22 protein-coding genes are annotated in these 21138 nt (G+C 40.4%); 8 read left to right on the top strand and 14 right to left on the bottom strand.

What is annotated here, in order from left to right:
- Positions 1-17 precede the first annotated feature (17 nt).
- From ACQK2H_RS00670 to ACQK2H_RS00620, 11 genes are all read right to left on the bottom strand, one after another.
- Positions 18-1196, bottom strand: a complete 1179-nt coding sequence (locus ACQK2H_RS00670; RefSeq protein WP_425389547.1) for an MFS transporter — start codon at positions 1194-1196, stop codon at positions 18-20.
- Positions 1196-2206: a glycosyltransferase family 2 protein gene (locus ACQK2H_RS00665; protein ID WP_425389546.1), complete on the bottom strand. Its 1011-nt coding sequence runs from the start codon at positions 2204-2206 to the stop codon at positions 1196-1198. Before ACQK2H_RS00665 ends, ACQK2H_RS00670 begins: the two co-directional genes overlap by 1 nt.
- Positions 2203-2913 carry a glycosyltransferase gene (locus tag ACQK2H_RS00660; protein ID WP_425389545.1) on the bottom strand — a complete coding sequence of 237 codons (711 nt, stop codon included), beginning with the start codon at positions 2911-2913 and terminating at the stop codon, positions 2203-2205. Before ACQK2H_RS00660 ends, ACQK2H_RS00665 begins: the two co-directional genes overlap by 4 nt.
- Positions 2910-3314, bottom strand: coding sequence for a VOC family protein (locus ACQK2H_RS00655; protein ID WP_425389544.1), 405 nt, complete (start codon positions 3312-3314; stop codon positions 2910-2912). The genes ACQK2H_RS00660 and ACQK2H_RS00655 overlap by 4 nt, the downstream gene beginning before the upstream one ends.
- A gap of 21 nt (positions 3315-3335) precedes the next feature.
- On the bottom strand, positions 3336-3740 hold the full coding sequence (locus ACQK2H_RS00650) for a type II toxin-antitoxin system HicB family antitoxin (protein WP_425389543.1): 405 nt from the start codon (positions 3738-3740) through the stop codon (positions 3336-3338).
- A complete protein-coding gene (locus tag ACQK2H_RS00645) occupies positions 3737-3889 on the bottom strand; it encodes a type II toxin-antitoxin system HicA family toxin (protein WP_425389542.1) in 153 nt (50 codons plus the stop codon). The genes ACQK2H_RS00650 and ACQK2H_RS00645 overlap by 4 nt, the downstream gene beginning before the upstream one ends.
- A gap of 142 nt (positions 3890-4031) precedes the next feature.
- Entirely contained in the window at positions 4032-4376 is a 345-nt protein-coding gene (locus tag ACQK2H_RS00640) for a DUF4260 domain-containing protein (RefSeq protein WP_425389541.1), read from the bottom strand.
- Positions 4377-4387: 11 nt separating this feature from the next.
- Positions 4388-5653, bottom strand: a complete 1266-nt coding sequence (locus ACQK2H_RS00635; protein WP_425389540.1) for an aminotransferase class V-fold PLP-dependent enzyme — start codon at positions 5651-5653, stop codon at positions 4388-4390.
- A 170-nt stretch (positions 5654-5823) separates the two neighbouring features.
- Positions 5824-7995 carry an Ig-like domain-containing protein gene (locus ACQK2H_RS00630; RefSeq protein WP_425389539.1) on the bottom strand — a complete coding sequence of 724 codons (2172 nt, stop codon included), beginning with the start codon at positions 7993-7995 and terminating at the stop codon, positions 5824-5826.
- 114 nt (positions 7996-8109) lie between these two features.
- Positions 8110-9777 (bottom strand): LytR/AlgR family response regulator transcription factor, encoded by a 1668-nt coding sequence (locus ACQK2H_RS00625; protein ID WP_425389538.1) that lies wholly within the window; start codon positions 9775-9777, stop codon positions 8110-8112.
- Between the two features lie 50 nt (positions 9778-9827).
- Positions 9828-10262: an SRPBCC family protein gene (locus ACQK2H_RS00620; RefSeq protein ID WP_425389537.1), complete on the bottom strand. Its 435-nt coding sequence runs from the start codon at positions 10260-10262 to the stop codon at positions 9828-9830.
- A 128-nt stretch (positions 10263-10390) separates the two neighbouring features.
- Between ACQK2H_RS00620 and ACQK2H_RS00615 the strand changes: the two genes are divergently transcribed.
- Complete coding sequence (locus ACQK2H_RS00615; RefSeq protein WP_425389536.1) at positions 10391-11164, top strand: carboxypeptidase-like regulatory domain-containing protein; 774 nt, start codon at positions 10391-10393, stop codon at positions 11162-11164.
- A 3-nt stretch (positions 11165-11167) separates the two neighbouring features.
- Here the strand turns inward: ACQK2H_RS00615 and ACQK2H_RS00610 are convergent, their stop codons facing one another.
- Entirely contained in the window at positions 11168-12241 is a 1074-nt protein-coding gene (locus ACQK2H_RS00610) for a DUF3089 domain-containing protein (protein WP_425389535.1), read from the bottom strand.
- A 71-nt stretch (positions 12242-12312) separates the two neighbouring features.
- Between ACQK2H_RS00610 and katG the strand changes: the two genes are divergently transcribed.
- The 3 genes from katG (at position 12313) to ACQK2H_RS00595 (ending at position 15477) form a co-directional block, all read left to right on the top strand.
- The gene (katG, locus tag ACQK2H_RS00605; protein ID WP_425393114.1) at positions 12313-14481 is read left to right on the top strand and encodes a catalase/peroxidase HPI; all 2169 of its coding nucleotides are present in this window, start codon (positions 12313-12315) and stop codon (positions 14479-14481) included.
- Between the two features lie 65 nt (positions 14482-14546).
- On the top strand, positions 14547-14933 hold the full coding sequence (locus tag ACQK2H_RS00600; RefSeq protein ID WP_425389534.1) for an ankyrin repeat domain-containing protein: 387 nt from the start codon (positions 14547-14549) through the stop codon (positions 14931-14933).
- A gap of 28 nt (positions 14934-14961) precedes the next feature.
- Positions 14962-15477 (top strand): hypothetical protein, encoded by a 516-nt coding sequence (locus ACQK2H_RS00595; RefSeq protein WP_425389533.1) that lies wholly within the window; start codon positions 14962-14964, stop codon positions 15475-15477.
- A 2-nt stretch (positions 15478-15479) separates the two neighbouring features.
- Here ACQK2H_RS00595 and ACQK2H_RS00590 read toward each other — a convergent pair whose 3' ends face one another.
- Positions 15480-16070 (bottom strand): LemA family protein, encoded by a 591-nt coding sequence (locus ACQK2H_RS00590; RefSeq protein ID WP_425389532.1) that lies wholly within the window; start codon positions 16068-16070, stop codon positions 15480-15482.
- A gap of 70 nt (positions 16071-16140) precedes the next feature.
- On the opposite strand from ACQK2H_RS00590, the gene ACQK2H_RS00585 reads away from it, so the two are divergent.
- From ACQK2H_RS00585 to ACQK2H_RS00575, 3 genes are all read left to right on the top strand, one after another.
- Positions 16141-17037 carry a TPM domain-containing protein gene (locus ACQK2H_RS00585; RefSeq protein ID WP_425389531.1) on the top strand — a complete coding sequence of 299 codons (897 nt, stop codon included), beginning with the start codon at positions 16141-16143 and terminating at the stop codon, positions 17035-17037.
- Between the two features lie 12 nt (positions 17038-17049).
- Positions 17050-17697 (top strand): TPM domain-containing protein, encoded by a 648-nt coding sequence (locus tag ACQK2H_RS00580; RefSeq protein ID WP_425389530.1) that lies wholly within the window; start codon positions 17050-17052, stop codon positions 17695-17697.
- An 85-nt stretch (positions 17698-17782) separates the two neighbouring features.
- Positions 17783-18628, top strand: coding sequence for a dienelactone hydrolase family protein (locus ACQK2H_RS00575; RefSeq protein WP_425389529.1), 846 nt, complete (start codon positions 17783-17785; stop codon positions 18626-18628).
- Positions 18629-18676: 48 nt separating this feature from the next.
- On the opposite strand, the gene ACQK2H_RS00570 is transcribed toward ACQK2H_RS00575, so the two are convergent.
- Complete coding sequence (locus tag ACQK2H_RS00570) at positions 18677-19888, bottom strand: WG repeat-containing protein (RefSeq protein ID WP_425389528.1); 1212 nt, start codon at positions 19886-19888, stop codon at positions 18677-18679.
- Between the two features lie 105 nt (positions 19889-19993).
- On the opposite strand from ACQK2H_RS00570, the gene ACQK2H_RS00565 reads away from it, so the two are divergent.
- A complete protein-coding gene (locus tag ACQK2H_RS00565; RefSeq protein WP_425389527.1) occupies positions 19994-21115 on the top strand; it encodes a TlpA family protein disulfide reductase in 1122 nt (373 codons plus the stop codon).
- The last annotated feature ends 23 nt before the right edge of the window (positions 21116-21138 follow it).

Here is a 21138-nt window from a genome sequence, read left to right as displayed (position 1 = left end):
TGATATTCTTAGTTGCCTTAGACCGAGGCTTTCTTCTTAATTGTGGGGGAGAGGCCAAGTGAAACCAGTCCAAAAATTGGCCCAAGTGTCAGTATCAAATAAGAATAGGCGGGGTATTTATCGACAAAAAAATTGAGTAATTGAATGCTCACGATTGTGATTGAAAACCCAATACAGGTCACTATGGTCAGTGCTGTCCCTTTGAGTTCGGATTTCGCATTCTTCGCCACTAGGGAAGAGAAAAGTGGAGAGTCTGCAATAACCACTAGTCCCCAGATGAAGAGAAACCCAATGAAGATCGGTTGAGGAACAAAAAAGACAACCGGACTCAAGAGACAGCAAATCCCTGAGATGAAAAGGGATGATGCTGCGACCTTTTTCTCCCCTAACCGTTCAGACAGATAACCTCCTGCAACACAGGAGATCGCACCTCCTCCAATGACCAGAAATGACAGGAGAGAAATATCCATTTCTGCACCGTTAAGATTTTCATAGAAAACCAACATGGCCGGGACAAACGCCCAGAAAGCATAGAGCTCCCACATATGCCCGAAATATCCGAAAGCTGCAGCCTTGAATGGTCTGCTTTCGAAGACCTTCATTGCTACTTTCAATTTCAGTTTTGGCCCCTGCTTTCGGTATGGCCCATTCGGAACAAAAAATAAAATCAATGATCCACCAAAAACCGCTAATCCGGAGGTTGCATAGATCACTCCTGACCAGTCATAGGAAAAATCCATACTTGCCAGAAAGTGAGGGAGAGCTGTGCCTAAAACCAAAGCACCAACCAGAAACCCGAGTGCCTTTCCAAGGCCTTTTTCAAAATAATCAGCCGCAATTTTCATCCCCACCGGATAGATGCCTGCAAGGAAAAAACCTGTTAGAAACCGAAATGTCAGCAATTGGAAAAACGAAGTATCTAAGACGATCAAAACGTTGAAAGCAGCTCCTAAACAGGCACTGATGAAGAACACGCGCGAAGGGTGAAAACGATCGGCTATGGTAAGCATGGCGTAAACCAACGTGCCCACAATAAAGCCAAACTGAACCGCCGATGTGATATATCCCAGATCTGAAGTAAGTAAGTCAAGCTTAACAATCAGACCCGGCATCACTGCATTACCGGCAAACCATAAAGAAGTGCAGAAAAACTGTGCAATTACGATTATTGGAAGGATGTAAAATCGATACTTCATCAGGCAAAAAACCAGAAGTCTTTCACGGGCTTTTTACCCCATCCTTTAAGCTTACTTCTGATCTCCTTTTTCTCATCCGGAGAGGTCACTACAATCAGAATTTGAGGGTTTTGAATATCAGAAATGCTGTCTTGGTGCTGAATGGTAATCCCATATACATCCTTCCCTACTTTTCGCTTATTGTCACACACCCAATGGAACGTATCCTCTTCTTCAAATAGGAGTTTAGCCAGGTCTTTTCCATTTCGACCGGCTCCCCAGAGCAACAACGGCCGAGAGCGGTCACGATCAGTTTGATAGAAGTATCGCAGCTTTAAATCAAAGTAGCGGTTGTCCTTGTACTCTTCCCATGTACGTGAAATACGATCCGATCGATCTCGCCAATAATGGAGCACCTTATCAATGCCATGTACTTTCAAGCCCTTTTTATAAAAGCGGAAACACAAGTCATAATCTTCCGGATAGACCTCCGGATTGAATGCATCTACCGCATCAAAATCATCTTTATGGATAATCCAGCAGTGAGAAGGAATCACGCACTCCTGATAAATTTCCTGATAGTGTTTATTCTCTCGGGCCACTTCATTGAGCCATTGCTCATACCTTCGAAAGCCATCACCTACTTCACCTTTATCTACGAAATGCTCTGTTCCACCTGCTATTATGTGTCCTTTTCCATGCTTCAGCCATTCAGTAACCAGTATCTCCAGCTTGTCGTCCGGCATGTAATCATCAGAATCCATCCGGTTAATCAACTCTCCTTTTGCCTGTGCATAGCCCTCTTTTAAGGCAGGAATTAATTTTTCACGTCGACTATGCACGATTTTAATTCGATCGTCTTTCTCAGCATACCATCTTAAGATATCCGGTGTTCGATCTTTTGAGTGATCGTTAATAGCTATCAGCTCCCATTTTTTATAGGTCTGACGGATGATGGAATCCAAACATTTGGGTAAATATGGTGCAGTGTCCCTGGCTGCCATGATGATGGAAACTAAAGGCTGGTTCATTTATTCACTCTTAGGTTTTTGCTCCAATAGGCCATAGCATAATCGGAGACAGGAAGGCCTAAGTTAAAACGAATGAACATATTGATATCAAACCAGGCCACTTTAAAAAATCCATGTGTTAAAAACCTTCGCGGAGAGGTCTTCAGAGGGGACTTGACAATGACCAATCTTCCTTCTTTTCTAAGTTTCTTACAAAGAAAGGCAGTCTCCATAAGTGGTTCGTTCGGTATTCCCCCAATGGCATTCAGTGATTGCCTACGAGCAAAAACTGCCTGATCACCGTAAAAGACTTTTCCGAATCGATACCTAATACGATTGACCAAGGTGATCAACTGAAGCTTCCAGTCGGGTTTTTCAAATGCGAACTCAAAAGCACCGCCTACGACGTTGCTTGCCTCCATGCGTTTATTGATATGCTCATCAAAATGATTTGGAAGCAAGGTGTCTGCATCAAGAAACATCACTACTTCGGCGGTAGACTTTTCCAGGCCATAATTAAGGCTTTTATGCTTTTTCAGGGCAAAGTCCGGCATGCAATGAACGTTTATGCCGAGATCGATTACACTTGAGATCGTTTCATCATCACTTCCGGCATCTACAACTATTATTTCAAGTTGCTCAGGATGTTTTGCCTTGGATAGGGTATGCAGAATGGTCTTTCGTAAATATGCTGCTTCATTCAGTGTCGGAATAACGATGGAGATCATGCCTGGCTGATCTCGAATAAGTGACCATCAGGATCTCTAAAGAAAGCCCGTATCTCCTGCCCCCAATCAACAGGAGGTGTCAGAAAATTGGCGCCTCTTTCTTTTAACGTTTCATAGCAACCCATGCAGTCTTTCACTCGAATAGTGAAGGAGTGACTCACATCTTGTGGATTCTTAGGAGGTACAAACTGGGTGTTTGGCTTGTCTTTTGTTTCACCTCCGGAGGTGACGAGCAGTATCCAATTTCCCAAAAACTGTAAGACACAGGAGTCGCCCCCGTACTCTCTGTATATTTCTGCTCCTAGTATGTTTTGATAAAAATGTTTCGATTCAGCCATATCTGACACCACCAAAATGGTAGTCAGTGCCATATCTTCAGTAGGAAAAGGTGCTTTAGCCATAGTTATAAGTTATTCGAGATGCTATCTTACTAAATTCAATTCTGACAACTCTCGGCCGATTTCATGAATGCCCTCTAAAATTTTATTTGTTTGCTTTCTTGATGGCGATTTTTTCCCTTGAACATATTGACTAAGCAACGTTGGATTCATCCCGATTCGCTTAGCTAGAAATTTTGCGTTCAAAACCTTATAATGTTGGAAGAATAAGGTAAAATCAATATTAAGTTTTATGTTATCCTGTGTTATATACTTGCCTTCATCTTCAAAATAGAAGTTAAGGGCCTCCTTTACATTATTCAATAACTCAGGAGCAGTTCTACCTGTGGTATAAACAGGGTACTTTTCACTATGAGCAGAATACCCCGTTTCCGTTTTTTCAACAGAAACATTAATCAATCCTCGTTTCCTTTTCAATTCAGGCTTCATAGTCCAGCTTGTTTTCTAATCTTTTTCTCTAATCCAATACCTAGCTCAGCACTCCCATGATTGGGGAAAATAATGATTCCCTCTTTTTCATCATGAACTAACTTGATATGTGACCCTTTCTGTGATTTTGGATACCATCCATCTTTCATCAAAATTTTCAATAGCTGGGAGCATTTCACCTTTCGAAGGTAAATTATAATTTACTATTACTACAATCAAAAGTAAATAAAAGTTTACTTTTTATATGCTGTTTTAGCTAAAGAGAATTAGCTCAGGTTACTTTAGCCGTAATTATAAGTTTCCAAGATGTGTATGTCTAAAGTTATCACTAAACTTTAATCCATAGCCAAAAACCCTGTCCATACTGGAATGACCAAACAGAATGATTCCGGCTAGCTGCAATTCCGGTATCAACCACCAGATACCCAAAAATCCGATGATAATTGCAATGCCTTTGTGATGGAACAAATTGTAAGTAGTAGCCCCAACCTTAGTGTTGATGAGATAGCCAAGCATGCCTATATCTGGTGTTAAAATCAACATGAGGTAGACCCACCAGGCATAATCAAGGAAGCTGAACAGATAAATAGTAAGGAGGAACATAGTGAGTTCTTCTATTTTGATAAGGTTTTTCATAATTCCTGATTCTAGGCGATGGATTTAATACCATCGATTAATACATCAAGTTCTTCCGTGAGATTGTAAAGGCTTGGAGTAACCCTCACTACTTCCTGATCCGGTAAATAACGTATGACCGTGAAGACTTTCTTTTTGTCATACAGTTGTTGGATCACATCCTTTGTCTGCATCCCTTCGATTTTAAAACTGGCTATTGCACAGCTTCTTGCAGGATCGTAAGGAGTAGTGACCATAACATTGGGGATCTCTTTCGCTCTGGAAGTCCAATAGTTTTGAAGGTAGCGCAACCGCTTTTCTTTCACTGGGATGGTTATGGTCTCATTAAATGCCTGAGCATTTGGAATGGTTAGGATAGTTGGGACTGATAAGGTGCCAAAATGGTCTAATTTTTTGATGTCATCTGCATCCGCCCCACTATCACCAAAAAGGGGAGAGAGGTCTTTTATCCTGGTTTTATTGACATAAAGCAATCCCGCACCAAGTGGATTGCCAAACCATTTATGAAGGGTTACACCCACAAAATCTGCACCCAAATCTTTCAAATTAAAATCGATCTGAGCAAAGCTGTGTGCAGCATCCACAATGATATCTATGCCTTGAGGTTTAAATCGATCGGCGATCTTTTTGACAGGTAAGATTTGCCCGGTTAGGTGAATCATGTGGGTCAACAAAATGCACCTGGTGTTTGAGGAAACTGCAGCTTCATATTGCTTGATGATTTCTTCATCACTTTCCGGCAACAAAGGAAGATCTATTCGCCTGACAATGATGCCCTTCTGTTTTTCCAGCATTTCAAACGTTTCGATCATGCTGAAGTAGTCTTGCCCGGACAGAATAACCTCATCACCTTTTTGCCAGTCAAGGCCCTGTATTGCGATATTCAATGCTTCTGTGGCATTTCGAGTGATCAAAGCCTCTCCAGCATCAATGCAGGCAAAATCGGAAAGCCCTGATTTAATTTCGGTGAAGTCCTTAGAATAATCCGTGCGCAGGTATCTGGATGAGTTGACATTGACTTGCTCAATGTTTTGCAGATAGGCTTTGTAAACAGGTATTGGCTGAACGCCAAAGTATCCATTTTCAAGATTTATGAAATCATCAGGCACGTCATAAAAGTCTTTCCTAAACTTTTTCCAGAACTTTTCATCTGTTGTTTGATCGGTGGTGAAGTAGCTCGAATAGTCTTTTAGTGTGGGTTGAGTGGCTTTGACCTGAATGAAAGGAAGGGTAGCGAAACCGAAACCCAATCCTTTGAGAACTTTTCTGCGATCCATGATAAATGTGTTGGTGTGCTAGCCATTAAAGATAGGCTACTTACCAAACATTGCTAGAGGATTTAATACAATGAAAATTATGTGTTTTTCCATTCTGATAAAAGGATTTATATCCATAAATCATTTTCCTCAAAAAACCGATAAATATACAAATTAGGGAGTGTTTTGACTTATTTATTTGATATATTTAACTTTTCAATATATAAGCTCTCTCCGATGTTAATACCTCTTCCTTTTCGTAAGTTCCGAGGTTCATATATCATTTTGCTAGTAGTTGAAATACTATAAGTGTTGTCATATAGATCTTTTATTGTTAATCGAATCCCCCAATATCCATTTCTTATCCAAACCCTATTATTTTGGTTCGTATAAATTAATGCTCTATAAAAATTCACATCGTCTGACTTTATATCAAATGCAACATCAAACTTATAATCCGTTATGGATTTAAATCCAATAGCAAAACGGCTATTATTTAGTTCGTGGTTAAGTGAAACGGAATTCCAGCCTTGTCCATTGACACTTAGATTCCTTTTAATAATAGTTCCATTAATAGGCAAAAAGACATTTACTCCAGTTTGTGAATCAATTTGAGTATCAAACTGATCGTAAATAATCAAATCATACTGAGCTTCTGAAAATGCATTGAAAGAAGAAAAATATATATGAGCATTGGTTATCTCAAACTTAGACCCAAATTGACTAGGTAAGTCAAAGGTCTGAACAAAAACATTATCTTTTTCGGTTGAAAACACATTTGCTTCAAAATTACCATCATCATATTTAATTAATTGATCGCTCGATAAAATCTCCAAAGTTCTAAATTCTTCAACCTTGCCGAGCCCCGTTCTATATGAGTTCTTTGCGAATGGTTTTACATGATATTTTGTATTGGAATTAAGATCTGAAATTAAAATGGAAGATCCATTTGCAATCATTATCTTGTCAGATTCGGACGGATTATTGTTTGTGTGTGAGTAGTAAACGCCATTTTGAATTATGTCATCTCCACCATTATCATCTACTTCTATTTCAATAAGCGCACTTGTCTCCGTTATGTTTACAATTTTTGAAATTGAAACTTGAGGAGATGTAGGTTTTGTTTTAATTTCAGTATTTTCAGAATAAGAGTAGCCGACTTCATTTTTCACATATGCTTTAAGGTAATAGACTGTATTAGGAATTAAGCCGTTAATACTTTTTGTTGAAGTATGCTCATCAAGTACAGAAACTATATCGGCATTTGAAACATCAAACTCACTGGTCCTAGCACTTAAAATAATCCCCTTTTCAATAATTTCAGAACGCCCTAAGTCTCCTAATGCAATAGAAGCTGTAATGGCTGAGTCAGTTATGTTATTTATATTATTAAGTTGTATAGTTGCAAAATCATCCGTTAAAACAGTTAGTTCATCACCGTATACAATGCCTCTTCCATTTTCGAAATATGATCGTATGTAGTAGGTTGTGTTTGCTTCTCCCAGTTCAATCACTGTATCATAACTAGATGAATTTGAATATTGATTCACACTAATTTTTTGATCACCAATAGTCGCATTTGTGTTCAAAGACCACACAAAACCAAAATCTCTAGTATTATTACCTCCAGTATTAATGACCTTACCGGTTGCCTTTGCGCTTAATCCAATTGCCTCATCTATACTTATAGTTTCCACTAAGCCCAGAATTTCATTGCTAGTGACCTGAACTATAGGCGAATAGTTCAACTTTTCCTCATTTTCTAGAAAAGCCCTAACATAATATATTGTTGTTGGAGAAGTATTGCTGATGGTTGCCAAAAAAATAGTTTCAATTTCTTCTGCAAGAATCTCATTATCCTCTATTGTTGGGTTTCCTGAAGTGCTCCAACAAATCCCGGTTTTAATAATACTTCCACCGCCAAGATCATCAATTTTATAGGTAAAAGTTATTGTTGTATCTGTTCGTTCCTTTTCAGCAAAATCACTAATAGTCCCTTCTGAGACTGATATTTTAAAAGTGATGGAATTGCTTTCTCCTTGAGCATTCTTGTCATCTGTTGCTATTGCTTTTAAAATATGTTGTCCTATTCCTATTTCTGATGCAATAATCCTGAAGGAATTGCTCTCATCATTTATAGACTTAATTCTTCTGTTATCTAAAAATAAATCTATTTTCACAATTTCACCATCGGAATCAGAAGCATTGAATAAAACATCAAAACTACTATTAAAAGAAATATCAGCATTATTGCTGGGATTTATAATGCTAATCTCAGGAGCTTTATTCGGGATATCTTCCTTTCCACAATTGGTTAATAGTAGCAAAAAACAAAAAAGGGAAGTGATCAGTGTTTGTTTCATTGATTTAGATTTTAGGTATAGAGTTCAATTAAAAACCCAGAATCAGAATTTGAAACAAGAAATAAAGCCTATTTAATAAACCTAGCTTGTTTGTTAATAAGGAGTAATGTTTTTTTATGAAACTGTGGCTTGGAATGAAGTCACCCTGTCCTTAGAAATACTGAGCTCCATTTCGCCGAATGAGGACAGAAGAGTAACTGTTTTGGTTTTCGAGTTAATGCTAATGACTTTATCTTTCTCAACAACATGCTTCCTCGAAATCCTAACAAACCGCTCCGGCAGCTCTTTTTCAATAGCTCCAATATTCTTCACAATCAGTAATGGTCTTTCCTGAGTTGATAGGTAAACATTTGTGTAGGGACCACCGGCAGCTTCCAGGTATTCTATATCGTCAAATTTCACTTTAAGTCGCTCATCGCCTGTTTTAAAAATGATGAAATCCTTATCCTTTTTTTCTCCTTTTTTCTTCCGGCCTTTCCATAACACCAACCCTGCCTGCAAGAGTATCAACCCACTAAAAATCAGCCAGCCTGTTTTATTGCTCTGCCTTTCATAACTAAAAAGGTAACGCTTATCTGATGTCAGTGCATATATCTTATTTCCATCATAGGATGTTTCAAGAATAGGTTCGCTAAGCTCATAGATCGCCTCCATATCAAGATCGTTTGAAACTACGGATAGTACGTTGCTTCTAGAAGACACATAAAAAAAAGCATCATTTGGCTTAAAATTTTGGGCTGGTAAATCCTTAGGGTTGGGAATCACCTCGGTTGTAATTACTAGTTGATCTTCTTCAAGGTTATCATTCAATCGTGCAAACGATTTTGTGCCATAATTGTAGGTATACAGATTCTTATGATATTGAAACAAATCAATTATGTCGACACTCTCCCTCTCTCGAATAATTTCGCCGCTTTCATTAATCAATGATATACTCGGATTAATATCCTTAGACCTTCCGTATTTTGCTGAGACAGCTAAAAAATTTGAAGAATCAGTCCGTATTGGATTTACCCTTATTTTACTTGTCCTATGAGGATATTCGATCGGTTCAAAGAAATGATCAAGATGAAGATCAAAAACTCTTAACCATGATGAGCTATCAGAATATGGTACCGGATAATGGATGTTTTCAGGAGCAAATGATCGGGTGATGATTTCGGGAATTCCATCTTTATCCAGATCAAATAAGTATGGATTTAATAGCAAGGAGCCTGGATCCTCTGTTCTATTTATTTCCTTAGTATCCCACTTGAAAGAATATATAGCTCTTGGCGTTAGCGGGTATCCGGCGTTTATGGAAAAAATGATTTGCTTATTATAAACACCGGCAAAATCAATTAGATAATCATAATTCTCCAACGAGAAGTTAGGGTCTACTGAGATTATATCATGCGTTTCTTTTACTGAATAGAGATCTGAATAGTTCAGTCTCAAAGTGTCAAGATGTCGAGTGATGGTCAAGATTTCTTTGATTCCATCGGAATCAAGGTCATGAAATAATATAGCTCCTGGGGATTTTATCTTCCCCTCTATTTTCAGATCAGAAACAAATCCGTTAGTTGAGCCAATGTTTAATACCGTATATATGTTATCATAATCCTTTATAAGGACTTCTTCTTTTTCCCCATCACCATCTAAATCATCATATTTGATAGTGATAATGTTTTCACCTTCTGATATACCTTTTAGAACCAGCTCATAATCATACGTTCTTACAGCAAGGAAACCAGCTGCTATAAGATTCACGATAATTAGAAGCAAAATCAGAAAATTCTTCAAAGACGAAAAATTAGTTGGCTCCTATAAATTTAATAAAACCTATAAAACAGCTACTTACCAAACATCTCTTCCAGTGTCTTCATACGATATTCAAAGATTCCCTTTAGCTGTCGTTTTACCATGATGCCTTGTGCCAAATGACCAAGTATGCCAAACGGGATTTTATAGGACACTTTATCTGTCATTCGTACACCGCCAGGTATTTCTTCAAAATGATGCTCATGGTGCCACATGCTGTAAGGCCCGAATCGCTGTTCGTCCACAAAGAACTTCCCATCTTCTACATGGGTAATCTCTGTCACCCAATTGGTTTTTATTCCCGGTAGCGGCGACACCTTATAGCTAATGATCTGTCCGGGATACATCCTCTCCGGCTCACCCGTTGTGATTTTAAACCCCATGTGAGCAGGAGTGATTCGCACCAGGTTTTTGGGTGAAGAAAAGAAGGACCATGCCTCAGACAACCCTATGGGTAATTCTTGCATTACACTAAGTGTATAGATCCCAGAATGTTTTTTGAACGTAATCATTGGACTAAAAACCCATAGATGGTCAAAATGTTAAATAATCCTAAATCAAAAAACCTCGTTAACATTATCCTGATATTTGATCTTTGAGGTGGCTATTCACGATACTGTTTACGCTCGTTTTCCTGATGGCTTCAGCGCAGCGAACCTATGTCTTTGGTGTGGTGGTGGATAGTGTGAGCAATGAACGACTCATAGGAGCGCATATACGAAATGTAAATGCCGGAAGCCTGACATCCACCAATGCAGAAGGCAAATTTCGGATACCTGGTCGGGTCGGAGATTCGGTGGTTATTTCCAGTGTGGGGTACAAGACACTTTTGTGGGTAGCCGATTCGTCCTGGTTCAATGAACAAGAAAAAGAATTTCTTCTGCCCAGAAATACGATTTATCTGGACGAAGTTGTTGTCGGTGACTTCCCTGAATACGGACGATTTAAGGAAATGGTGCTCAAAGAGCAGCCGAAGGATACAACTTTCAAAGTCTTTGGGGTTCCTCAAGTGGTCATGGATCCATATCCGGTTTTGGAGAAAAATGAATACTTAAATCCTGTATTCGTATTCTTCCATCCCATTTCTGCAATGCATCATTCATTCAGTAAGAAGGAGAAGGAAAAGCGAAAGATGCAACAGATCAGAAAGCGAAAACATATGACTGCAAAAGCTTATGTCAAGTTTACAAGAGAGTGGGTGGCAGAAAACACGAAACTTGAGGGAGATAAGCTGACCAGCTTTATAGCCTACTGCGACTTTTCAGTTGAATACCTGGCGAGCGCCTCTCTTTTTGACATCCAGCAACGAATGTTGGACTTGCTGCCTGGATTTTTAGAAAAGTATGAAGCAGAGCAAGAAGGGAAGTGATGTTCAATCAGGTCTTCGCTCTTGTAAATAAGCCTCTACACGCTGAGCTACATTTTCCCGAATGTTCAGGTAATACAAATTGTAATCGACGATGTGATACCGATTCCAATTCATAAGGAAATTGCCAAAAAAACGGGGTTTATTGATCCAGAGCATACCATCCTTATTTTGTGCATCTGCCAGACCGGGCCGTATTTTTTTAAAGTTTTTCAGCAGTCCTCCTTTATTCTTTCCCCACGACACATATGTAGTATCTGTCGTCCATGTAAGTGGATTTACATTCAATGCATCTCCATACCAAAATTCATGATTGGCAGGATAATAATCCCTGGCGTATGTATTCCAGGTGAGCCAGCAGCCCGTATCATCAGGATCATCACAGCTTGGGATGTATGAAAACGTCCCTTTGTCTAGCGGCATTCCCACAATATAGGCTGCAACCAGTTGATCCATTAATGGCCTATTCTCAAAAAATTCGCGTAGGAGTTTCACTGCATGGTTGGTGCCTTGACTATGTGAGGCAATGATTATAGGCCTGCCATCATTCCAATGTTCCAGGTAGTATTCAAAGGCTTTTTTGACATCAGTGTATGCAAATTCCAATGCCTCTACCTTAAGAGGCAAATTGTCAATGTAATAAACGCCAATGTGAGCTTGACGGTAAAGGGGGGAATACACTTTAGCTGAGCCGTTGAAGACACTTGCCTGGTATTTAATAGTGGAGGTCGCTATGTCTTCATTTAGTTTATTATCATTTACATCTGCAAACCACGGGTGTTCTTTATCCTGCTTCTTAGAATATATCGTCGGATATACAAAAAACACATCGACTGCTGCATTGGCTTGATATTCTTTCAGTTCACCTTTTCCGGGCACTTCATCGGCCATATCCTGAATGTCAGGGTGAGCAATCCAATATTTCATTTGATCATAATCAGGTGCTGGTGGCACTAGCTCCAAATCATCACGATCATATTTGGTTTTAAAATTTTTCTTTGACTGTGCAGAAACGTTCAGGGAAAGTGAAAAGAGCAGCAAACCACCGAACATTTTAATATAAGTTGATTTTATAGACATATAAATTTTATAAATAATCTAAATGATAGATTTACTTTAGTTAAAGTATTAAAACCTTTTCTAAAATGAATATGAACGCATCTTCAAATGGGGCAAGCAAGTGTCCCTTCCACGGTGGCAACACATCTACAGGCACTACTGATAAACATTGGTGGCCAAACTCCCTTAATCTGGATATCCTAAGCCAGCACGATTCCAAAACGAATCCATACGATGAAGATTATGACTATAGAGAGGCAGTCAAAGATTTAGACTATGATGCTATTCAGGCAGACATGCATGCCTTAATGACGGATAGTCAGGATTGGTGGCCTGCAGACTGGGGTCATTATGGTGGATTTATGATTCGGATGGCCTGGCATGCTGCCGGTACGTATCGAATTTCTGACGGTCGGGGTGGAGCCGGCACAGGCAACCAGCGGTTCAGTCCTTTAAACTCATGGCCTGATAATGCCAGTCTGGATAAAGCCCGAAGATTACTATGGCCTATCAAAAAGAAATATGGCAACAAAATCAGCTGGGCAGACCTTTTTATTCTGGCCGGAAATGCTGCCTATGAAACAATGGGGCTTGAAATGTATGGTTTCTCATACGGGAGACCCGATATCTGGCACCCGGAAAAAGACATTTATTGGGGGGCAGAGAAGGAGTTTCTTGCACCAAGTGAAGAGCGATATGCAAACCTGGAGGATCCATCTACACTAGAGAATCCATTAGCGGCTGTTCACATGGGACTTATTTATGTGAATCCGGAAGGAGTAAACGGAAAGCCTGATCCACTTAAAACGGCAGCCCAGGTAAGAGAGACATTCAAGCGAATGGCTATGAATGATGAGGAAACGGTGGCGCTAACAGCTGGCGGTCACACCGTAGGTAAAGCTCATGGAAATGGAGATGCCAATAAGCTTGGCCCTGAACCCGAAGGAGCTGCCCTGGAAGAGCAAGGATTCGGATGGGCGAACAACCAAAAAAGCGGCGTTGGAAGAGACTCTGTGACCAGTGGTCTGGAAGGTGCCTGGACATCAGAGCCAACCAAGTGGGACAATGGTTACTTCAAAATGCTTTTTGAGCACGAATGGGAACTCAAGAAAAGCCCCGCAGGTGCTTATCAGTGGATGCCTAAGGACATTAAGGAAGAAGACATGCCTTCTGATGTGGAAGATCCATCGGTTAAAACCATGCCGATGATGACAGATGCAGACATGGCAATGCGTGAGGATCCGATATACCGTGAGATTTCTATGAAATTTAAAGATGATCAGGAGTACTTCTCAAAAACATTTGCCAAGGCTTGGTTTAAGCTTACGCACAGAGATATGGGTCCCAAGACCAGATACATTGGGCCTAGTGTTCCAAAAGAGGACTTGATTTGGCAAGATCCAATCGAGCCGGGAAATGCCTCTTATGATGTGGATGGCTTGAAAGCTAAAATTGCTGATTCCGGAATTTCCATAGGTGAAATGGTAGCTACTGCCTGGGATAGCGCTAGAACTTTCCGAGGTTCGGATATGAGAGGGGGCGCCAATGGAGCCAGGATCAGGCTGGCACCACAGAAAGATTGGGAAGGAAATGAGCCCGAGAGGCTATCAAAAGTGCTTTCTAAGCTAGAACCTCTGGCCAAAGAATTTAACGCAAGCATTGCGGATGCCATCGTATTAGCAGGATGCGTGGGTGTTGAGAATGCAGCAAAGGCTGCCGGGCACAATGTCTCCGTACCATTCGCTCCGGGAAGAGGTGATGCTACGCAGGAGATGACCGACGTTGAGGCATTTGAGCCGCTTGAACGAGTAGCAGATGGGTTTAGAAACTACCAAAAGAAAGCATATGCATCTACAGCGGAAGAAATGATGCTGGATCACGCACAGTTGCTTGGACTGACTGCTCCGGAAATGACGGTTTTGGTTGGGGGAATGCGAGTGATAGGTGCAAACTATGGGGGAACTAAACACGGTGTGTTTACAGACAAGGTAGGGACGCTAACCAATGACTTTTTTGTGAATCTGACTGACATGGCTTACAAATGGGAGCCAAAAGGAGAAAATCTCTATGAGGGAAAAAGCAGAAAAACCGGAGAGGTTGTCTACACAGCAACCCGAGCAGACCTGGTGTTTGGATCTAATTCCATTCTACGAGGGTATGCAGAGTTGTACGCACAAGATGATAATAAGGAAAAGTTTGTTCAGGACTTTATCAGTGCCTGGACAAAGGTGATGAACGCAGATCGATTCGATTTGAATTAAGAACCAGCTAGGGGCTCGATTTTATCGGGCCCTTTTTTTAGTTATCTTTTTGTAAAACTCATCACATGGAAGCCGCCAAACTATCAACATTGATTCAAAATGGTGATTCAATCACCGTAGAACGGATGGTGCAGGAAAGTCCTGCATTAGTAAATATGCAAGATGAACGAGGCTTTACGCCTTTGATTTTGGCGACCTATTTTGGTCATCAGAAAGTAGCTGAGGTTTTGCTCAAACGCGGAGCTGATATCAACGCACAAGATGCTTCCGGAAACACTGCCTTAATGGGAGTGAGCTTCAAGGGATTTCATGATATCGCGAAGATGCTGATTGAAAAAGGAGCGAATGTAAATGTGAAAAACAAAGACGGACAGACAGCCTTGTCGTTTGCTAATATGTTTGGCCAAAGTTCAATAGCTAAGCTCTTGACAGATGCAGGTGCAAAAGGTTAACTTGGTTAAATTGTTAAAATATTGAGTCATGCTCCGATACATCCATATTCAAGGAAAGGAAGCACCTGGGTTTTCATTCAGGAATAAAACAGCTCAAAACTTTAAGTCGCTGATTCAATCGTTAACAGATGGCTCTTCACTGGTAATTTCTTCGCTGTATCGCACAGATGTTTTCTATCAGGCCGAAGAAGACCATACTGACGATATTCTTAAGTTGTGGTCTCTTCAGGAAGAAACCTTCGATCCGAAAAAACTTCATTTCAAGCACGGACGAGATAAATCGCTGGAAGCGTTTTTTACCTCTTTGGTTTCTTTCAGCAGTGCAATTAAATGGTATGAAGCATATTTGGAAGAGTTCCGACATGCTTGTTCGCTTGACCAAAACAATCCCATTCTCAAAGATCTGAAGCTCTGCGAGCAGTACCTTCAGGAATCTCATCAGACGGTATCAAGACCAGTGGCTGGTGCCAATAAAGAGGACCTTCTTCCGAAGAAGGAAGTCTTTGAAGATCTGGTCAAGCACATCAACGATTTTCTGAATTGACATTAAAACTCAACCGTAGGTGCAGTTTCTGCTCCTTCTGTTGCTTCGTAAAGCGGCTTTCTTTCAAAGCCGAACATTCCTGCCAACATCGTATTAGGAAACTTACGAATGTATGTATTGTACGCCTTGGTCTTCTCATTGTACCGGGTACGAGCCACTGAAATTCTATTTTCAGTACCTTCCAATTGAGCCTGTAGCTCAAGGAAATTTTGATTGGATTTTAAATCCGGATATCGCTCTACGGTTACCAATAACCTGGAAAGCGCAGAGTTTAATTGCCCCTGAGCATTGGCAAAATTTTGAAGGGCTTCCTGATTAAGGTTCGAAGGGTCGATTTGGATGCTTGATGCTTTCGCTCTTGCCTCTGTCACCTGTGTCAGCACTTCTTTTTCTTGCTCTGCAAAACCCTTTACCGTATTTACTAGGTTCGGAATAAGGTCGTATCTCCGCTGATATTGTGTTTCAACATTCGCCCATTCGGTATTCACTTCTTCATCCATAGTCACCATGCTGTTATACTTCCCGGCGAAAAAGTTATATCCAAGAAAAACAACGACTACAATGATCAGAATGGTAATTACTCGCTTGCTCATAGGGTTTTATTTAATATTCAAAGCTCAAGACTCTTGAAGAACTTATATTTTCCTTATTTTCATCGAAGATATGAAATCATACCTAAAATCAATAGTCCTTTTGCTTGTCGCAATGATGGCATCAATCCATTTGAATGCCCAAGACCAGCAGGAAGTCCCGACACTTACAGAACGAGTTACCGACCTGGCAAACTTGTTATCACCAAGCGAGGAAGCATACCTGACCAATCAACTAAAAGACCTTGAAGAAAGAAAGGGCAGCCAACTAGCTATTCTGACTGTAAATACCACTGAACCGGAGACCATCGAGCAATATTCCATCCGAGTCGTGGATCAGTGGAAACTAGGCAGAGAAGATGTGGATGATGGCGTGCTTTTGGTCATTGCAAAAAATGACCGAAAACTACGAATAGAGGTAGGATATGGGTTAGAAGGAGCCATTCCGGATGCGTATGCTAAGCGTATAATCAGCAACATTATTGTTCCTCATTTTCGTGATGGAGATTATTACCTGGGAGTTGAAGAGGGTGTAGAGGCGATCATTGGCTTAATCGATGGGGAAGAGCTGCCAGAGGTTGCAAGCGATTCCAGACAGACTTCTAATAAAAAATTCATTGCCCTCTTTTCTTTTTCCGGTATCGTAATCCTAATCATAGTAATGATTGTTGCAAAGGTTCTCCTTGCAAAGAAATTAGGTAATACAAAAAGCAGTGTTGTTGTAGTGATTGGCATATTTCTAGTTGTGTGGCTGTTAGTAAACCTCTCCGCTGGCGTATTTGCTTCACTAATGTCTTTCTTCTTTTTAAATGGCATTGGTTCCGGGGGAGGCGGCCGACGTGGAGGCGGATATTATGGAGGCTATGTAGGAGGCTCTTCAGGATGGGGCGGAGGAGGCGGCTTCAGTGGTGGTGGGTTCTCTGGTGGTGGAGGAGGATTTGGCGGTGGAGGCGCATCGGGCGGCTGGTAAAATTTGAAGCATATGAAAAAATATATATTCACAAACGAAGAAAAGCATCAAGTCAAGGAGGCGGTTCAAGCACTAGAAAAGGAGTCATGCGGTGAGATTGTCCCTTTTTTCACAAGAAAAAGTGACGACTATGCTGAAGTCTCCTGGCATCTATCATCAATCCTTGGAATTTCAGGGTTTGGAATAATTGCCCTTCTATCCTATACATGGATGCTTCCCGCCTTATCTTTTCTTGAGGTCTTTTTTGTGATTCTCGGACTAATGGTTGTCGGGTATTTTCTACCAACATTGTTCCCGGTTTTAAAGAGAATTCTCGTTTCGGAGGAAAGAGCTATGGAGATGATTTCGCTCAGGGCTAAAGAGGCATTTATCAATGAAAAAGTGTATGATACCAAAGAACGAGTTGGCATATTGATATATATAAGCAGACTAGAGCATGTCGTGTTAGTCATGGGTGACGAAGGGATCAATGCCAAGGTGGACAAAGAAGACTGGGAGAAGGTGGTCGCTCTTATTACTGATGGGTTAAAGCAAAATAAAATAGGAGAAGGACTAGTCAGCGGGATCAATCAATGTAAAGAGCTTCTGTTGCAAAACGGATTTGTCAGGAAGGACTCAGATACGAATGAATTATCTGACGAATTAAGGATCAAAGAATAGGGTCTATTGCACGCTTTCACATTTATCGGAACAGTGTATAGCGGTTTCCTGTTTACCTTTATACAAAACTTAAAAACCTAAAACGATGAAATTGAAACTGTTTTACGCATTTTTAATTGGTGCATTTGCAATCGCTTGTACCAGTACACAAAGTGAATCAGAAAGCGAGGCAGCTGAAGAAGTTCCTGTAAAAGTAATTGGAAAGGTCTCTTCATACGCTACCGACTCTACCACGATGGTTGGATACATTTCGCTAGATGTAAATGACTCTTCCAAGCGACCGGGTATACTGGTGGTACACGAATGGTGGGGGCATAATGAGCACGCACGAAACAGAGCTGACATGCTGGCTGAACTTGGCTATGTAGCCATGGCGGTAGATATGTATGGTGACGGAAAACAAGCTGCTCACCCGGGAGAGGCTGGTGAATTTGCAGGTATGGTAATGGGAAATATTGATGAAGCCCAGGCTCGGTTTGAAGCAGCGCTAAACACATTGAAAAATCATCCAAATGTTGACAATGAGCAGATTGGTGCGATTGGATTCTGCTTTGGAGGAACTGTAGTGCTGAGTATGGCCAATGCCGGATACGATCTGGATGCAGTGGCAGCATTTCACGCAGGACTTCAATTGCCAATCATGCCGGACTCTGGTGCTGTAAAAGCACGAGTACTAGTGGCGAATGGTGCTGATGATCCAATGATTACTTCTCAGCACGTCGAAGACTTTAAGCAAGTAATGGATGCTGCAGGTGTGGATTACAACTACATCGCCTATGAAGACACTAAGCATGCTTTTACAAATAAAGATGCTGATTCTTTAGCCAACGAGTTTGAGGCATTAAAAGGAGGTTTGGCGTACAATTCATATGCTGACAGTGCAAGCTGGGCTGAGATGACCGTATTCTTTAAAGAAACCTTTAATAAATAAAGTCCGCTAAGAAAGTGTTAATGAAAGGGTGCCATTTGGCATCCTTTTTTATTTCCAGACGTGGATATTTCCCTTTGTGTCCACCATGATTTTCTGATACTCTACCGGAACCACGACCTTGAAGTCCGTATCAATGACACCAAGCTTCCAGGTCTTTTTGCTTTTTATCAACGCATATTCACCAACAAAATCACTAACCCAAAACTTTTTCACAGGCCCATTATTACCAATATGAGTGCCTTTGGAGCTGAAGTGATCGCTAAGCTCATGAAAGCTACGGCTTAAGTCTGCCATTGCCACCGGCACCACTATTTTTCCACTCTTATCGATGAAGCCAAATTTTCCGTTTTTCTCTACAAGCGACCAGTTGGAGTTTTCTCTATCGAAGTAGCTGATTCGATCATAAATAGGGGGCACTACTTCTCGTCCGGACTTATCAATAAACCCATATCTTCCGTTTTTCCTAACCATGGCCAGGTGCGAAGCACCTTTGCTTCCAAAATCATAAATTCGTTCATAAGCGGGAGCAATAACCTCCCTTCCGGATCGATCGATCACACCATAAAGCCCATTTTTTTCTACACGTGCCCAGTGACTTACAATGGTTCCAAAAGATGAAACAGAAGAATACTTTGGAGTTACTACCTCCTTTCCAGCTCGATCGATAAAGCCTGTCAAACCATTTTTTTCCACTTTTGCCCAGTCCGTTCCGACTGATCCAAAGCTTCCAATGCGCGAATAAACGGCTGGGACAACCTCTTTTCCGGCTCTGTCAAGAAAGCCATAAAGGCCATCTTTCTGAACTTTCGCCCAGGAGACACCATACGATCCGAATGATCCAATGGAACTATAGAGGGGTGCAACAACTTCCTGACCGGCTCGATCAATGAATCCGAACAGCCCTCCTTTAGAGACCATCGCCCAGTTGATATTCTTATCTCCGAATGAGTAGATCCGTTCATAAACAGGTTTTACTACAATGGCTCCTGCTCTGTCTATAAAACCAAACAATCCATCTTTTTGAACTTTTGCCCAATTCGGAGATGTGGATCCGAAATCATATATTTTTTCATACACAACAGGTAGCACCTCTTTGCCTTGTCGGTCGATCAAGCCATACCTGTTTTCTTTTCTTACAAGTGCTAACCCACTGTGTTCTAAATCACCGTAACTCCCGATATAATCATACTCGGATACATCTTGTGATAGTGATGAAAATGCCAATAAAAGAAGTAAAAATGCAGCCGGAATGCGTTTCATATAAGTGTCTTTATGGGATAAAGACAGTTCAACTTTATAATAGGCTTCTGCAAAAAGATTTTAATTGATTTTTTAATTAAATAGAGAGTGCTAAATTCGTTATTTATGAATCTAAAAACGTTGGTTTTCACCCTATTCCTATTTTTCTATTGTTGGAATTTGCCTGCACAATCATTTAAGGTCGGTGACAAATTCCCTTCTTTAGAAGAAGTTAACTGGTACAACGAAAACAATCGTGCAAAAGAGAATATGCCAATGATTATCGACTTTTGGTTTATTCAATGTGCGCCATGTATATGGTCACTGCCACACTTTAATGAATTGGTAAATCAATATGCCACAAGTGATGTAGCATTTTTTGCGCTGACTTTCGATGATAAGGAATCACTAAAGAAATTTTTAACAAAAAAGGAGGTTGTTGCCACAATTGGAATGTATGAAGAAGAGCAGTCCTCAATAGGGATAGGAGTTGATTATTTCCCAACAGCGCTAGTAATAGATGAAGATCGTATCATTAGATGGAAAGGGCATACTTCTCATCTGAACGAGCAAATCATAGATTCTATTCTATTTAAGAATAGTAGAAATATTGTAAAGGGAAGCTTAAGATCTTCTTATTCAAATCAGGAAGTGTCTTTTCAAAAACCTGGAATAGAGATTACTATAAATGATTATAGTATGGGGTCTTCTGGATACAGCTCTGACTCCAAAGAGATCAGCTTTGTAAATAAATCCATCGAAGAAATTCTTTCACAACTTTCAGGTACAACTAGGGCCAGAGTTGAGGTGGCAGTAGCAGACACAACAAAATTTGATTTAAGGTACGTTCTGGAGAAGAAAAAGGGCACTGATCCAATATGGAAAGACGTGGTTGACCACATGGGGCTAGAAAGTAAGATTGTTGAAAAAGATGTTGACGGGATGGAGTTGAGTATAAGTAATGTTTACAAACTTGATAAAAGTTCTTCTGATAAAGTAAGACCTGGATTCAGCTCTTATTCAGACTTGTGCTTGTTCGAAGGGTTTACATTGAAAATGCTGGCTCATCATCTGGAAGATACTTATAAGGTAGTTTTTTCTTCAAATGATGAGGATGAAAAATATGATTTTAAGCTTCCGTGCAATGATTTTGAACTAACAAGAAAAATCCTTGAAACAATTTATGGGGTTAGACTTACTGAAAAAGAAATGACCGTTTCAATCTTAAGTGTGTATAAGCGAAATTAAATCTTAGACTAACGTATCACGCA

The organism is Ekhidna sp. (assembly GCF_965228795.1).
Lineage (GTDB): Bacteria > Bacteroidota > Bacteroidia > Cytophagales > Cyclobacteriaceae > Ekhidna.
Note: the sequence above shows the minus strand (reverse complement) of the source record. Positions and strands in the feature narration are given on the sequence as shown.